We start from the raw sequence: 15,126 nt of genomic DNA on the forward strand, positions 1-15,126 counted from the left end.
TGCCTAGCCGAGCCTTTCCAGGCCCCACTCCGCGTTGGCGGCGAGCAGGCCGCCGTCCACGGCGACGAGGGCTCCGGTCATGAAGGCGGCCAGCGGACTGGCGAGGAACGCGACCACCGTCCCCACCTCCTCGGGCTCGCCGATCCGCCCTGCGGCGTAGACGGACGACATCCGTTCTTCGGCGCGGGCGGCGTCGCCGGTGGCGTTCCACGCGCGCGTTGTCAGCGGTGTTCGGATGGCGCCGGGAAGCACGGCGTTCACGCGCAGGCGTCCGGCGTACTCCAGCGCCGCCGTCCGGGTGAAGTTCACCACGGCGCCCTTGCTGATGCTGTACACGGCGAGGGCGGGGTCGCCGGTCACCCCCAGTACGGAGCCCATGTTGACGATCGCTCCTCCCGTGGCGGCGGTGGCTGCGAACGCGCGCGTCATCTCCACCGTGCCCACGACGTTGACGGCGAGGAGTCGCTCGAAGGCCTCCGTACTGGTCTCCGAGAGACGCTCCTCGTATTGGATCGCGGCGTTGTTGACGAGGATGTCGGCGCCGTCCGCGGCGGCGAGAGCGGCGTGACGAGCGGCCGCGTCGGTGACGTCCCCGGCGATCGCCTCATCCGGCGCGCTCGTGACGGGAGCCGTCGGGTCGAGCGAGACCACACGCGCACCGGCGCGCTGCAGAGCGGTGACGCACGCTGCGCCGATGCCGGCGGAACCGCCGGTGACGACGGCCGTCCGCCCCGTGAGGTCGATGCCGATCATCGCTTACCCGCCACGGCTGCCAGTCCTTCTTCGAGCGCGACCAGCACGCGGTCGACATCGTTCTCGGTCACCGCGGTGCTGAGGCATCCGGTGCCGCGGGGCATGACCAGCACGCCCCGCACCAGCATCTCAAGCCGCAGCGCGGAGAACAACGTGGCGTCCGCGGCGCGGTAGGCGCGGTACGAGCGGACCTCCTCTTCGGTGATCGAGATGTTGAACATCGACCCGAGTCCGTTGACGTGGACGGGCACGCCGGCGGCCGCGAACGTCGCCCGGATTCCCTCCCTCAGTCGCTCCGTGCGCCGCTCGAGCACGGAGTACGCGCTTCGGTCGAGTTCGGCCATCGCGGCGCGTCCGGCCGCCAAGGCCATCGGCGTCGCGGTGAAGGTGCCCGTCTGCAGGACGGCCGGGGACGCTCCCTCGAGCGCGCCGAACAGGTCGGCTCGCCCGCCGAACGCCGCCAGCGCGTGACCGCCGCCCATGATCTTCCCCAGGGCGACGAGGTCGGGGCGATACCCCCATCGTCCCTGCGCGCCGCTGTAGTCGGCGCGCAGGGACTGGATCTCATCGAACAGAACCAGGGCGCCGGCGGCTGCGGCGCATTCGAACACCACGTCGAGAAAATCGCTCTCGGCGGCGATGAGGGCTCCGTTGCCGAGGAAGGGCTCCACGACCACGACGGCGATCTCCTGCCCCCACTGCGCGAACGCCGCGCGCACCGAGTCGAGGTCGTTGTACACGGCGGTGATGGTCCCGGTCGGCTCCAGACCCGCCGAGGCCGGGCGTGCCGGCTGTGCTGCCCCGGGGGAGAGCTCCGGCAGGACCGCGATGTCCTGGTACAGCTCGTTGTGCGACCCGTGGAAGCCGCCTTCGAACTTCAGCACACGGGTGCGGCCGGTCGCCGCCCGCGCCAGCCGCACCGCGAACGCGACCGCCTCGGAGCCGGTGGTCGTGAAGTGCAGCCGCTGTGCCGCCGGGATGCGCTGGCGCAATTCCCGGGCGTAGTCGGCCTCCAGCGCGTGGGCCGTGCCGATCGCAGACGAGACACTCAGCTGCTCCACGGCGGCACGGGTGGTCGCGGCGTGCCCGTGGCCGTGCGGAAGGCTCGTGTAGTTGTTGACGAGGTCGAGGTAGTCATTGCCGTCGACGTCGGTGATCGTCGCGCCCGAGGCTGCGGCGGCATAGAAGGGATACGGCTCGAACGCCAGCGTCGCGCGCGAGACGCCTCCGGGGATGAGGGCGCGGGCTTCATCGAAGAGCCGCCTCGAAGTCGGTGTCCTGCTCTCGTAGAGCTCGAGAGCCGAGGTCACGATCGTCATGTCCCCTCCTTGGGATCATCTCGCCGGCCGCCGAGGGAGTTCGGATGTCGGCTGGCTTGCGCTGCGGGGAGTCGCTGCGGTATTACTGGTTATACCAGTCGGACCACCCGACCTGCAATCCGACCGCCGCGAGGCGTGACTCTCGATGAGGAGTGAATATGCGTACCCGTTCTCTGATCGCCGCAGTCAGCGCCGTGGGCGCCGCGGCACTGGTGCTGACCGGATGCTCCGGCGGGTCGAGCCCCGCCGGAGGTGACACGTCGGAAAGCGTCGCCATGCTCGTTCCGGGTACCGCCGGGGACGGCGGCTTCTTCGATCAGGCGATCGCGGGCGTGGACGCCGGGGCCGAGGAGGCGGGCTGGGAGACGCAGATCGTCGAGGCCGGCTACGAACCCACCCGGTGGCAGCCCGCACTCGACGACCTCGCCAATGGAGGGAGCGACACGATCATCACCTCGACCTTCGCCATGGTCGACCTGCTCACTCAGGCCGCGTCGAAATACCCCGACAAGCAGTTCGCGATCTTCGACGCCGTCGTGGACGCGCCGAACGTGTACTCGATCACGTATCGCTATGACGAGACGGGATTCCTCGCGGGGGTGCTGGCCGGCCTGCTGGAGACGGCCGACGGCGTCGAGCGCATCGACGGCACGGGAGTCGTCGGCGTCGTCGGCGGCCAGGACATCCCGACGATCAACGACTACATCACCGGCTTCGAAGCGGGCGTGGAGAGTGTCGCTCCCGACGTCACGGTGCTGAAGGCCTACGCCGGTTCGTTCGCCGACCCCGTGAAGGGCAAGGCGATCGCGGCGGACATGATCGCCCAGGGCGCCGAGATCGTCTTCACCGCCTCGGGCGGCACCGACACCGGCGTCTTCGAGGCGGCCGCCGAGGGGAACGTGTGGGCCATCGGCAACGCCGAGGTGCAGACCGAGTCGCCCGACATCAACGGCACGCCCGTCATCCTCACGGCCTCCACCACGAGCACGAAGGAGTCCGTGCAGGACGCGGTCCTCCAGGCTGCCGACGGGGCGCTTCCGTTGGGGGAGACGCGATCTTTCGGTGTCGCGGACGGGTCCATCTGGATCGTCGAGTCCGACCTGTACACGCAGGTGGTGCCCCAGGCCATTCGCGACCGGGTGGCGGCACTCACCGAAGACGTCGCTGCGGGCGAGTACGAATCGCTGCTGACGGGCGAGTGACATGACGGAGACCCTCGGCGCGCAATCCGCTGCGGATGCGCCTCCCGGCCGAAGCGAGGTCGTGCTGGAGTTGCGCGACATCGTCAAGCGCTACGGCGGGGTGGCGGCCAACGACGGCGTGAGCCTGACGCTCCGGCGGGGCACCGTTCATGCGGTGCTCGGTGAGAACGGCGCGGGAAAGTCGACGCTCATGAAGATCCTCTTCGGCGTCGAGCGCCCCGACTCGGGCGAGATCGTGATCGACGGGACGGCGCAGGACTTCCGTCGTCCCGGCGACGCGATCGCCGCGGGGATCGGCATGGTCTTCCAGCACTTCGGGCTGGTGGGCGAGTTGACCGCCCTGGACAACATCTCCCTCGGCGCAGAAGTCGGGGGACCGTTCGCGGTGCGTCGCTCGGTTGCCCGGGCCCGCATCGCCGAGGTCGCGCAGGACGCGGGACTCAGCGTGCCGCTGACCCGGCGAGTTGATCAGTTGACCATCGCTCAGCAGCAGCGGGTGGAGATCCTCAAGGCGCTCTACCGCGGCGCGCGCATCCTCATCCTCGACGAGCCGACAGCGCTGCTCGCGCCCCAAGAACGGCTCGGGCTGTTCGAGGCGGTGCGACGCCTGCGTGCGTCGGGGGTCTCCGTCCTGTTCATCACTCACAAGCTCGAAGAGGTCGAACTGCTCACGCAGGACATCACGATCATGCGGCATGGCAGGGTCGTGGCGACGCGGCGCACCGGCGAGGTGTCGACGGCTCAGCTCGTCTCAGACATGGTCGGCGGCGAGAGTCCCGCGGTCAGCAGTCCCGAGAGGCATCCGTCGGGTGAGGTCCTGCGTGTCAGCGATTTGACGGCCGCCGCCGAGTCGGCCACTGGCGTCCGCGGCGTCACGCTCGGCGTGCGCGGCGGAGAGATCCTCGGCGTCGTCGGCATCGACGGGCAGGGGCATCAGGCGTTCTGCCAGGTGCTCGCCGGGGTGCGACCGCGCACCGGCGGGCGCATCGCCTATGAGGGGCGCGTGCGATCACGCTGGGACCGCCCCGCCACGATGCGTCTGGGGATCTCGTACGTGCCCGAGGACCGCCTCGTCGCGGGCGTGGCCAAGGACCTCAGTATCCGGGAGAACCTCCTGGCGAATCGGATGAACGATCCCGCGTTCGTGCGGGGAGGGTTCCTCCGCCGCCGCGCCGCCGCCGCGCACGCGGACGCGATGATCACGCGGTTCGACATCCGCTGCCGCAACGGCGACCAGCGGGCGGGTACCCTCTCGGGCGGGAACATCCAGAAGATCGTGCTCGCCCGAGAGCTCTCCACCGACCCGCGTCTGCTCATCGTGTGCGAGCCGACGCGGGGACTCGACATCGGCGCCATCGCCGCCGTGCACCAGCGGCTGTCGGATGCCGCCGAGCGCGGCGCCGCCGTTCTCGTGCAATCGAGCGACCTCGACGAGGTGCTGGCGATCGCCGACCGCATCGTCATCTTCCGGGAGGGGCGGGTCGTGGCAGATCTGGCGAATTCCGACGAGGTCGATATCGCGCGCCTGGGAACTCTCATGCTCGGGGACACCTCGGAGGCGGCGGCATGAGACTGTCTCTGCGGCCACGCACCGCCTTGACCGGTGCGCTCGTCCTGCTCGCCTTCCTCGCCGGGCTCTACGGCCTCTTCGTCCTCACCAGCGACGATCCGGGGGCGGCCCTGCAGGGCCTGTTCACCGGCGCGGTCTCCAGCCCCGGTCGCATCGCGCAGTGGCTGTCGTACTCGAGCTTCCTCATGATCACGGGTGCCAGCGTGTGTCTGGTCTTCCGGGTGGGGATGTTCTCCATCGGCGCGGAAGGCCAGGTCTTCGTCGCCGCGCTCCTGTCGGGCGTTCTGGTCCTCGCTCTCGGCCCTTCGCCGCTCGCCCTGCCGTTGGCCGTGGTCGCCGCAGCGATCGCCGGGTTCCTCTGGGGTGTCATCCCCGGGCTCATGAAGGCGTACCTCGGCGCGGACGAGATCGTCACGACTCTGATGATGAACTACGTCGCGACGTTCCTCTTCGCTTTCGTCATCAAGGAGTTCCTCCAGCCGGATGGCGCGGGCTTCCCGGTGTCGGAGTTCTTCGATCCGTCATCGTGGTTCCCCACGATCGGGACCGCCCCGGCGATCTCGTCCACGCTCATCCTGGGACTGGCCGTCTGCGTGATCGTCAGCGTCGTGCTCAACCGCACCCGGTTCGGCTATCGCCTGCGGGTCGTGGGCGACAGCCCGAGATTCGCCCACGCCAACGGGATGCCCGTCGCGCGGCTGATCTGGTTGTCCATCGCCGTATCCGGGGCGATCGCCGGTCTGGCCGGCGCCGCGATAGCCTTCGGCGGGACCAATCGCCTCATCCTGGGCATGGCCGCCGGCATCGGGTTCGACGGCATCCTCGTCGCCCTCCTCGCGGTCAACCGGCCGATCCTCGTCCCCCTCATGGCCCTCGCATACGGGTTCCTGCGAACCGGCGGAGACGTCATCCAGGTGACATCCAACGTGCCGCGCGACATCGTCGTGGTGCTGCAGGGCGTCATCATCCTCGTCCTCGCCGCCGCTCTCCGGCGGTGGGAGCGGCGTTCCGGTGCCACGGTCGTCGACGAGGGCGCCACCGGAGCCACGGTCGGCTTGGCCGCCGTCCATCCCACGCCCCCATCGCCGCCCGGACCGGTCGATTCCGTGACCGGCGCGCCCGCATCCGAACCCCGCACACCCGGACTGTCCGAAGGGAGCAGCCATGTTCCTGGCAAGCGTTCTTGAGCTCGCCACCCCGCTCGTGCTGGCAGCGCTCGGCTGCCTGCTCACTGTGCGCGCCGGGGTCGTCAACATCGGACTCGACGGCATGATGCTCGGCGGCGCCTTCGTCGGTGCCGCTGTCTCGACAACGCTCCTCGGGCCCTGGATCGGGTTGCTCGCGGCGGCCGCCGTCGGCGCGCTCCTCGCCGGGGTCCTCGCCATCGCTCACCTGCGCTTCGGTGCCGACATCATCCTGGCCGGCATCGCGATCAATCTGCTCGCTGCCGGCGGCACGGTGCTTGCGCTCGTGGCTCTCACACGGGACTCTGGTTCGGCGCAGAACATCCGCTCCACCCCGCTGCCGTCCGTCGATCTGCCGTTCCTCTCCGGCATCCCCGTGCTGGATGCGCTGTCCGCCGCGTCGCCGCTCACGAGGCTGCTGATCCTCGGCGTGCCGCTGTTCGTCTGGATGTACTTCAACTCCCGGTGGGGTCTCTGGACGCGCGCGGTCGGCGACAATCCCGCCGCCGTCGTCGAGGCGGGCATCTCCCCGCAGCGTGTGCAGTGGGGCGCGCTCCTGACCTCCGGAGTGCTGGCCGGATTGGCCGGGGCGCAACTGTCGCTGTTCACCACCAGCACTTTCGTCCGCGACATGGTGCAGGGCCGCGGATTCATCGCGCTGGCCGCGGTGTACCTGGGGCTGAAGCACCCGGTGGGGACCCTCGTCGCCGCCAGTGCGTTCGGGCTGTTCGAGGCGCTGGCCACCGTCCTCCAGGTGAGGACGACCATTCCCACCGACCCGATTCTCGCGCTGCCGTATGTGGTGACGATCATCGCGTTGGCGGTGAGCGGGGTGCGCTACCTCACCAAGCAGGGAGGGCTTCGGCTGGTATGAATGCCTTCGTTCCGGTGACGACGTCGCTGCGCGCCCAGACCCACGCGGACTCCGCCCTCGATCGGCGCACGTGGCCCATCGCGGCCGGCCTCCTGCAGTTCCCCGAGGTCCTTCCCGACGGAACGAGCGTACGTGCGCTCGGCCCGAAGGCATGGCGAGAGACCTTCGCCGAGATCGCCGATGCCGGGTTCGACGCCGTCGAGCTGACGGACGTGTGGCTGAAGGCCGGCGACCTCAGCGCGCGCGAGCTGGCGGACCTGAGCGCGGTCGCGGAGGCCGAGGGGCTCGACCTCGTCGCCGTCGCCGCCATCCGTCGGTCGGTGATCGACGACGCCGCCGGGTACGAAAACCTCGCATACAGCCACCGATCCATCGACGCCGCCGCAGCGATCGGGGCGCGGGTCTTCTCGCTCGGCCTCCACGAGCCCCTCTCACGTGCGCAGCAGGGGGCGCTGTGGTTCTGGACCGAGGCGGGGGCCGTCAACGACCCCGCCGACCGAGATCGATGGGACACGGCGGTCCGCCGCATCCGGGAGCTGGCCGATCATGCCGAGCAGGTCGGCGTGTCGCTGGCGCTCGAGATGTATGAGGACACCTACCTCGGGACGGCGGAGTCGGCCGTTCGTCTGGTCGAGGAGGTTGGTCGCGACAACGTCGGGCTGAATCCCGACACGGGCAACCTCCTGCGTCTTCATCGCCCGATCGAGGACTGGCGCGAGGTGCTGCGCGTCGTCCTGCCCTACACCACCTACTGGCACGTGAAGAACTACGCGCGGGACGAGGATGCGGCCGCGGGCCTGTACACGGCGGTGCCCACCTCCCTCGCCCTCGGCCTCATCGACTACCGCTGGGCGGTGCGGGAGGCGATCTCGGCCGGCTTCGCGGGGATCCTCACATGCGAGCACTACGGCGGAGACGGCTTGAGCGTCAGCGCCGCGAATCGCGACTACCTCCGAACGATCCTGCCCCGCCGCTCGCGGGAGAAGGGAGCCCCCTCATGACCAGCGTGATCGACACCGTGGAGCGGTTCGCCGACGACGCCATCGACGGACTCGTCGAGGTCTATGGCCGCTATGTGCGCCGGGTCGACGGGGGTGTCGTCCGCGCCGCGACGCCCGAGCACGGGCGGGTCGTCGTCGTCATCGGCGGAGGTTCGGGGCACTATCCCGCGTTCGCCGGTCTCGTCGGCGCCGGGCTCGCCGCCGGCGCGGTGTGCGGCAACGTCTTCACCTCGCCGTCGGCCGGTCAGGCGTACCGGGTCGCGCGCGCCGCGAACGCCGGGGGAGGGGTGCTGTTCAGCTACGGCAACTACGCCGGCGACGTGCTGCACTTCGGCTTGGCCGCAGAACGCCTCACCGCGGACGGCATCGATGTGCGCACGGTCCTCGTGACCGACGACATCGCCAGCGCGCCCGCAGGCGAAGAGGAGCGGCGACGAGGCATCGCCGGCGACTTCGTGGTTTTCAAGGTGGCCGGCGCCGCCGCCGACCGCGGGGACGACCTCGACGAGGTCGAGCGGCTCGCCCGTCTCGCGAACGCACGCACGCGCACGCTCGGAGTCGCCTTCTCGGGGTGCTCCCTGCCGGGCGCCGAAGGGCCGCTGTTCTCGGTGCCCGAGGGGACGATGTCGATCGGACTGGGGATCCACGGTGAGCCGGGGATCCGCGACGTGCCGCTGGCGTCGGCGTCCGATCTCGCCGAGCAGCTCGTGTCCGCGCTTCTGGCTGAGCGCCCCGAAGATGCAGACGGTCGCGTGGGTGTGATCGTGAACGGCCTGGGTTCGGTCTCGTACGAGGAGTTGTTCGTCGTCTTCCGCGCCGCCGCCGCGCTCCTGCGCGAGGCGGGGCTGGAGCTCGTCGACCCGGAGTGCGGCGAGCTCGTGACGAGCCTCGACATGGGCGGGCTTTCACTCACCCTCGTGTGGCTGGACGACGAACTCGACCCGCTGTGGCGCGCTGCGGCCGCTACACCCGCCTACCGCAAGGGCGCGATCGAGCTGCCGAGGGCGCATCCCGAACCAGGAAGCGACCACCTGCCCTCGGTGGATGCCGCCGTGCGGCCGGAGTCGGAAGCCATGATGGCGCTCGCCCCGGCGATCGTCGCCGCCGGCGGCCGCGTGCGAGCCGTTCTGCAAGAGCACGAGGAGGAGCTCGGGCGCATCGACGCGTACGCGGGCGACGGCGATCACGGCATCGGGATGGTGCGCGGCATCACCGCCTTCGACCACGCCGCGCGGGACATCATCGCGCGACACGGTGGGGCATTCGCCGCGCTCACCGGTGGCGCCGAGGCATGGTCCGAGCGCGCCGGAGGAACCTCGGGCGCGCTCTGGGCCGCGGCGCTCACGGCGGCTGCGAGGGCGCTGCGCGAGGCAGATGCGTCGGTCGAGACCGCCGTCGTGCGCGCGGTCGAATCGGCGCTGGCGGCCGTGCAGCGGCTCGGCGGTGCACAGGTGGGCGACAAGACGATGGTGGACGCGTTCGCGCCCTTCGCCGGCGAACTGCGTCGCCGTTCCGACGCCGGCGAGTCTCTCGCATCCGCGTGGTCCGGCGCGGTCACGGTCGCCGAGGCAGCGGCGCAGTCGACCGCATCGCTTCGGCCCCGGCTCGGGCGCGCGCGACCTCTCGCCGAGAAGAGCGTCGGTCACCCCGACGCGGGCGCCGTCTCGTTCACCTACATCGTGGCCGCCCTGGCCGACATCAGAGGAGAGTCATGACACTGTGGCGCATCGTCATCGGAAGCGATGACGCCGGGTACGAGTACAAGGAGATCCTCCGCAAGGACCTGGAGGCCGACCCGCGCGTCGGCGACGTCGTCGACGTCGGTGTGGACGCGGACGGGCACACCCCGTACCCGGACGTGGCCGCGGTAGCGGCCGGTCGCATCGTCGCGGGCGATGCGGATCGCGCGCTCCTGGTGTGCGGCACGGGACTGGGGATGGCGATCGCGGCGAACAAGGTCACCGGAATCCGCGCCGTCACCGCGCACGACAGCTTCTCGGTCGAACGCTCCGTGCTCTCCAACGACGCCCACGTGCTCGCGCTCGGTCAGCGGGTCGTCGGCATCGAACTCGCGCGCCGCCTGGTGTCGGAGTGGCTCGGGTACCGCTTCGACCCGACCAGCCCCTCGGCGGAGAAAGTGGGGCGCATCGACGCGCTCGATGCCGCGCGGTGAGGCCTCCGCCGCGTCGGCGACGGAGGCCGTGCCGAACTAAGCCGACGGCGCCGCCACGTCGAGAACCCACGTCACGCCGTAGCGGTCGGTGAGCATGCCGAAGCCGGCACTCCAGGCCGATGAGGCGAGGGGCTCGACGACCGTGCCGCCCTCGGAAAGGGCATCCCACGAGCGCTGAACGTCCGCGAGCGAGTCGCCCCGGACCGAGACGAAGAAGGGCTCGTGCGTGAGGGTCACGCCGTTCTCGCGGCGCGTGGAGGACGTTCGCGGCGACGGGACGGCGCCGGGGATGTCGTACGCCATCACCCGGAACCCGTCCGGGCTCTCGATCTGGCCGAAGACCACCGACTGCGCACCCGGTGCCTCGGCGGGCATGCCGAAGTCAGCGTAGGTGGCGATGGTGATGTCACCTCCGAACGCCGCCTGGTAGAACTCCAGGGCTGCGCGGGCTTCGCCGGAGAAGTTCAGGTGGACAGTGGTGCGGATGCTCATGGTGTTCCTTTCGTGCGGGCCGATCCCGCGGGATCACTCTTTCGTCGGTAGAGGTCTGTATCCGTCCTATACAGGAGACAGAATCGGAGCATGACCACGACGACCTCCCGCCTGCTCGAGGTGCTCTCGCTCCTGCAGGCGCGGCCGGAGTGGCCCGGCTCGACGCTGGCCCGGCGACTGGACATCAGCCCTCGTACGGTGCGGCGCGATATCGAGCGTCTTCGCGACATGGGCTATCGCATCAGCGCGAGGAGGGGGCCCGACGGCGGCTACCGCCTGGAGGCGGGGAGCGAACTCCCGCCGCTCCACTTCGACGACGAGCAGGTGCTCGCCCTCGCCGTGGCCCTCCGCACGGCGACGAACGCGGGGGCGGGGGTCGAGGAGGCCGCCCTTCGCGCGCTCACCACCGTGCGTCAGGTGATGCCGCAGCGCCTTCGTCATCGGCTGGACGCGATCGAGTTCACGTCCCTGGCCGCACCGGCCGCATCCGTTGCACCCTCGCCCGAGGTGCTCGTCACGGTGTCGGCGGCGGTGCGGGCGCGCCACGTGCTCCGCTTCGACTACGGTGACCCGGAGTCGGATCGTCCTCCGCGGCGCACGGAGCCCCACGGTCTGGTGGCTGCGGCGGGCCGGTGGTATCTGGTGGCGTGGGACCTCGACCGCGACGACTGGCGGATCTACCGCGTCGACCGGCTGTCCCCGCGCACCCCGACCGGTCCGCGCTTCTCGCCTCGAGACGTGCCGGGCGGCGACCTTCGCACATTCGTCGCGGGGCGATTCCGCGGGGCGGAGGCGGGGGGCGACTGGCCGTGCGTCGGCTCCGTCGTCCTTCGTCTGCCGGCCCGCGATGTGCTGCCTTTCGTCGGCGACGGTGTGGTCGCCGAGCTCGGTCCCCGCCGTTGCCGCGTGACGGCGGGGTCGTGGTCGTGGATCGCCCTGGCTGCATGGTTCGCCCGTTTCGACGCGCCGTTTCAGGTCGAGAGTCCGCCGGAGTTGAGTGATGCCGTGCGTGACCTCGCCACGCGCCTCGCCGCGAGCGCGCCAGCGCCGGCGAGCGAGACGTAATCGGATTACAGAAACGTGTAATCTGATGACGTCACTCGAGAGGATTCCTATGCCGTCCCAGAAAGACCCCGGAACCGGCGACGTCCGCGCGCTCCGCCGCCGTCTGCACGCCATCCCGGAAGTGGGCCTCGATCTTCCCGAGACCCAGCGGATGCTGCGTCGGGAGCTGGAGGGCCTTCCGGTCCGCATCATCGAGGGCCGCGGGCTGTCCTCGCTCGCGGTGATCATCGAGGGCGCGTCCCCTGGGCCCACGGTGCTTCTGCGCGCCGACATGGACGCGCTGCCGCTCACCGAGGAGAGCGGCGAGGAGTTCTCCGCGACCGGCTCGACCATGCACGCGTGCGGGCACGACCTCCACATGGCCGCGCTGGTGGGGGCCATCCGCCTGCTGTGCGCGCGGCGCGATGACATCGAGGGCACGGTGCTGGCGATCTTCCAGCCCGGCGAAGAAGGCCACGGCGGCGCCGCCCGCATGATCGCGGACGGCGTGCTGGAGACCACAGGCAGCCGGCCCGTCGCGTCCTACGGGATCCACGTGTTCTCGTTCCTGCAGAGCGGCGTCTTCCTGTGCCGCCCGGGCGCGGTCATGGGAACGACCGTGAACTTCCGCCTCTCCGTGGTCGGGCGGGGCGGTCATGCCGCCCGCCCGCACACCGCGCGCAACCCGATCCTGCCCGCCGCCCTCATCGTGCAGGCCGTGCAGAACCTCGTCACGCAGAACAGCACGTCCGCCGATCCTCTCATCGCGACGATCGGCTCGTTCCAGGCCGGCGATGCGCCCAACGTGATCACCGATCGTGCCGTGCTCGGTGTGAGCCTGCGTGCGCTGTCCGTCGACCGCATCACCGCCGTCCGAGACGACCTGGTCCGCATCGCGGAGGGCATCGCCGGCAGCTTCGACATGAGCGTGTCCCTGGACGAAGGTCCCCTCATGCCCCCGACGGTGTCGGATCCGTTCGACGCCCGTCTGGTGGAAGATGTCGTGACCGACGTTCTCGGGCCACGCGCCTTCCGCCCTCTGGAGCAGCCCGAGATGATCGCTGAAGACTTCTCCCTCTTCCTCGAGGAGACCGGCGGCGCCTTCCTCTTCGTCGGGGCCGGATCCGAGGAGAGCGGGGTGGCTCCGAATCATTCGTCGCGCGCTGTCTACGACGACGCCGTGGTCCCGGATGCCTCGCGCGTGCTCGCTGAGCTGGCCGTGCGGCGTTTGGCCGGCGCACGAGGGGGAAGGTGAGCCGGGCGGACGATCTCCTTCCGGAGATCGTCGACGTCCTGCGCGCGCGCGGCCCGGAGGGCTTCGTCCTGCAGACCCTCGCGGAAGAGCTCGGGACCTCGAGCCGGATGCTGATCTACCACTTCGGCGGACGGGATCAGCTGCTCGGGCGTGCCCTGCGCCTCGTCCGCGCCGACACCATCCGGATGCTCGAGGCCCCGCCGCCGGCCGGACTGCGAGAGGCGATCGACCGGTGGTGGGAGCACTACACCGCCCATTTGGAGGAACTGCAGCTGTTCTTCCATCTCACGGCCCGCCGCTTCGAGATCCCGGAGCAGTTCGAGGAGTTCGCGCAGGACGCCGTCCACGGGTGGGTGGCGTACTTCGCCGACGCACGGCGCGCCGAGGGCGGGGCAGCCGAGGACGCGGACGAGCTCGGCCGGCTCGCCGTCGCGACACTGCGGGGTCTCGCCGTCGACCTGCTGCTCACCGAAGACCGGCCCCGCGTCGATGCGGCGCTCGCCCGCTTCCAGGCGCTCCTGCCGGCTGCGCGGACCTGACGTGCTGCGGTCTTCCGCCGCGGCGCCGGCGCGCCGCGTGCGCTCCGTCGGGATGCTCGTGGTCGCCACCTTCGCGATCGTCATGATGCTCCCGAGCCTTCCCAACCCCCTCATGCCGCTGTACGTCGCACGATACGACCTCAGCCCGCTCGCCCAGGCCGCCGTCTACGCCACGTACCTCGCCGCGTTCGTCATCGTGATGCTGATCCTCTCGACGCGCACCCTCCCGGTCCGGACCCTCACGGCGCTGCTGTTCGTGGGGATCGTCGTTGGGATCGCCGCGGATCTCGCCTCCGCCCCGGCCGGGTCGCTGTTCGCGCCGATGTTCGCCGGCCGCGTCCTGACCGGGGTGAGCGGAGGGCTGGCGACCGCGGCCGCGTCCGCTCTCGCGCTGATCCTCCTCGGGGTGCGGGCGCGCACCATGGTCGGCACCGGGGCGGTCCTCGGGTCGCTCCTGGGGAACCTCGCCGCCGGCGTCGTCGGCACGGTTCTGCCGCTGCCCACGGTGTCGACGTATCTCCTTCATGCCGTCATCCTCACCGCAGCGCTCGTCGTCCTCGCCGTCGCGCTGCGCCCCGCGCTCCGGGCCGTCCCACCGCCGGTCGTTCGCACCGAAACCGATGCTCCCGGCAGTCCGATCACGAGGCGCCACCGCCTGGCCGGTTATCTGCTCGGCGGCGGTGCCTGGGCGATCGCGGGCATGCTCGTCTCGCTCCTTCCGTCGGCGCTCGGAACGGCCGGAACGGTGTCTCCGCTTCTGGCGGCCGTTCCTCCCTGCGTGATGTTCGCGGTGGCCTTTCTCGCGCAGCGCGCCGTGCAGCCGGTGATGCGGTCCCTGCGCGCATGGCACCTGTTCCCGGCCATGGTCGTCGGCTTCGTCCTCCTCGCCGCCGGGCTGCGCACCGACTCATGGCCCCTCATCCTGGCCTCGGTCGTGGTCCTGGGCGCGGCAGAGGGGCCGGCGTACTCGCTGGGGCTGGCGACGGTGACCTACGGGCTGCCTCCTGGTCGACACGCCCGCATCACGTCCGGATACTCCGCCATCGCCTATGTCAGCTGCGCGCTGGGGAGCCTCGGGGTCGGGGCGATGGCCAGCGTCGTGGGGATGCCGACGGCGCTGCTCCTGACGGCGGGGTGCTTCGTCGTGCTGGGGGCGGTGGCGATCGTCTCGGCCGGTCGTCCCCAAGACCTCCGGGCAGTGACGTGAGCGGCGTCGACGATCCGCCGCCGCGTGTCCTTCGCATCACGTTCCGCGCCGCTGACCAGGACGCGCTCGTGCGCGCCTTCCAGGTCGTCCGTCAGCGGCGGGTGCGCATCCTCGGGGCGACAGTCTCCCCGCCGGATGCGGCGGGGTGGCAGGACGTGACGCTGTCGCTGTCGTCCACGACTCTGACCGGGAACATGGCGGGGAAGCTTCTCAACCGCGTCGTGTCGGTCACGCAGGTGGCGGTGCGGGAGGACGAAGCGCGCATCACCGCGTACGTCGCCGTGCGCGCGACACCTCTCCTGCTCACGCAGGTGCTGGCCGCGGGAAGCGATCGGGTTCGTGTGCTCTCCAGCCGCGGCGAGGAGATCGTCCTCGAGATCGGCGGCAGCGAGGAGTACGTCGCGGGCTTCATCGCGGGCATCGACGGGAGCACCATCCGGGCGTCCTCCCGCAGTGGCCCGGTCTTCCCGCCGTGGCCCGCACGACGACGCGGAGCAGGCGATCGCTGAGGCC

Annotated in this window: 15 protein-coding genes; 12 read left to right on the forward strand and 3 right to left on the reverse strand. The window is 70.7% G+C overall.

The features are described from left to right. Positions 1 to 3: 3 nt before the first annotated feature. A complete protein-coding gene (locus tag ACTU3I_RS05570; protein ID WP_442924662.1) occupies positions 4 to 753 on the reverse strand; it encodes an SDR family NAD(P)-dependent oxidoreductase in 750 nt (249 codons plus the stop codon). Further along, on the reverse strand, positions 750 to 2,072 hold the full coding sequence (locus ACTU3I_RS05575) for an aspartate aminotransferase family protein (protein ID WP_442924663.1): 1,323 nt from the start codon (positions 2,070 to 2,072) through the stop codon (positions 750 to 752). Before ACTU3I_RS05575 ends, ACTU3I_RS05570 begins: the two co-directional genes overlap by 4 nt. 158 nt (positions 2,073 to 2,230) lie before the next feature. On the opposite strand from ACTU3I_RS05575, the gene ACTU3I_RS05580 reads away from it, so the two are divergent. Genes ACTU3I_RS05580 through ACTU3I_RS05610 form a run of 7 tightly spaced genes read left to right on the forward strand, consistent with a single transcriptional unit; the run spans position 2,231 to position 10,076 of the window. After that, a complete protein-coding gene (locus ACTU3I_RS05580) occupies positions 2,231 to 3,274 on the forward strand; it encodes a BMP family lipoprotein (protein WP_442924664.1) in 1,044 nt (347 codons plus the stop codon). A gap of 1 nt (position 3,275) precedes the next feature. Then, complete coding sequence (locus tag ACTU3I_RS05585; RefSeq protein WP_442924665.1) at positions 3,276 to 4,844, forward strand: ABC transporter ATP-binding protein; 1,569 nt, start codon at positions 3,276 to 3,278, stop codon at positions 4,842 to 4,844. Continuing rightward, the gene (locus ACTU3I_RS05590) at positions 4,841 to 6,031 is read left to right on the forward strand and encodes an ABC transporter permease (RefSeq protein WP_442924666.1); all 1,191 of its coding nucleotides are present in this window, start codon (positions 4,841 to 4,843) and stop codon (positions 6,029 to 6,031) included. The genes ACTU3I_RS05585 and ACTU3I_RS05590 overlap by 4 nt, the downstream gene beginning before the upstream one ends. Continuing rightward, complete coding sequence (locus tag ACTU3I_RS05595; protein WP_442924667.1) at positions 6,009 to 6,902, forward strand: ABC transporter permease; 894 nt, start codon at positions 6,009 to 6,011, stop codon at positions 6,900 to 6,902. Before ACTU3I_RS05590 ends, ACTU3I_RS05595 begins: the two co-directional genes overlap by 23 nt. Then, positions 6,899 to 7,903: a sugar phosphate isomerase/epimerase family protein gene (locus ACTU3I_RS05600; protein WP_442924668.1), complete on the forward strand. Its 1,005-nt coding sequence runs from the start codon at positions 6,899 to 6,901 to the stop codon at positions 7,901 to 7,903. The genes ACTU3I_RS05595 and ACTU3I_RS05600 overlap by 4 nt, the downstream gene beginning before the upstream one ends. Further along, positions 7,900 to 9,618 (forward strand): dihydroxyacetone kinase family protein, encoded by a 1,719-nt coding sequence (locus tag ACTU3I_RS05605; RefSeq protein WP_442924669.1) that lies wholly within the window; start codon positions 7,900 to 7,902, stop codon positions 9,616 to 9,618. The genes ACTU3I_RS05600 and ACTU3I_RS05605 overlap by 4 nt, the downstream gene beginning before the upstream one ends. Beyond that, the gene (locus tag ACTU3I_RS05610; protein ID WP_442924670.1) at positions 9,615 to 10,076 is read left to right on the forward strand and encodes a ribose-5-phosphate isomerase; all 462 of its coding nucleotides are present in this window, start codon (positions 9,615 to 9,617) and stop codon (positions 10,074 to 10,076) included. The genes ACTU3I_RS05605 and ACTU3I_RS05610 overlap by 4 nt, the downstream gene beginning before the upstream one ends. Positions 10,077 to 10,112: 36 nt before the next feature. Here ACTU3I_RS05610 and ACTU3I_RS05615 read toward each other — a convergent pair whose 3' ends face one another. Next, a complete protein-coding gene (locus tag ACTU3I_RS05615) occupies positions 10,113 to 10,568 on the reverse strand; it encodes a VOC family protein (protein ID WP_442924671.1) in 456 nt (151 codons plus the stop codon). Positions 10,569 to 10,658: 90 nt separating this feature from the next. Here ACTU3I_RS05615 and ACTU3I_RS05620 point away from each other — a divergent pair, with 90 nt between their 5' ends. From ACTU3I_RS05620 to ACTU3I_RS05640, 5 genes are read left to right on the forward strand one after another with little or no spacing between them, the layout of a single operon-like run. After that, a complete protein-coding gene (locus tag ACTU3I_RS05620) occupies positions 10,659 to 11,633 on the forward strand; it encodes a helix-turn-helix transcriptional regulator (protein ID WP_442924672.1) in 975 nt (324 codons plus the stop codon). Between the two features lie 49 nt (positions 11,634 to 11,682). Next, positions 11,683 to 12,867, forward strand: coding sequence for a M20 metallopeptidase family protein (locus ACTU3I_RS05625; RefSeq protein ID WP_442924673.1), 1,185 nt, complete (start codon positions 11,683 to 11,685; stop codon positions 12,865 to 12,867). Continuing rightward, the gene (locus tag ACTU3I_RS05630) at positions 12,864 to 13,406 is read left to right on the forward strand and encodes a TetR/AcrR family transcriptional regulator (RefSeq protein ID WP_442924674.1); all 543 of its coding nucleotides are present in this window, start codon (positions 12,864 to 12,866) and stop codon (positions 13,404 to 13,406) included. Before ACTU3I_RS05625 ends, ACTU3I_RS05630 begins: the two co-directional genes overlap by 4 nt. Position 13,407: 1 nt before the next feature. Continuing rightward, positions 13,408 to 14,613 (forward strand): hypothetical protein, encoded by a 1,206-nt coding sequence (locus tag ACTU3I_RS05635; RefSeq protein WP_442924675.1) that lies wholly within the window; start codon positions 13,408 to 13,410, stop codon positions 14,611 to 14,613. Next, entirely contained in the window at positions 14,610 to 15,122 is a 513-nt protein-coding gene (locus tag ACTU3I_RS05640; RefSeq protein ID WP_442924676.1) for a hypothetical protein, read from the forward strand. The genes ACTU3I_RS05635 and ACTU3I_RS05640 overlap by 4 nt, the downstream gene beginning before the upstream one ends. Positions 15,123 to 15,126: the final 4 nt, after the last annotated feature.

The organism is Microbacterium sp. RD1, assembly GCF_052220165.1.
Classification (GTDB): Bacteria; Actinomycetota; Actinomycetes; order Actinomycetales; family Microbacteriaceae; genus Microbacterium.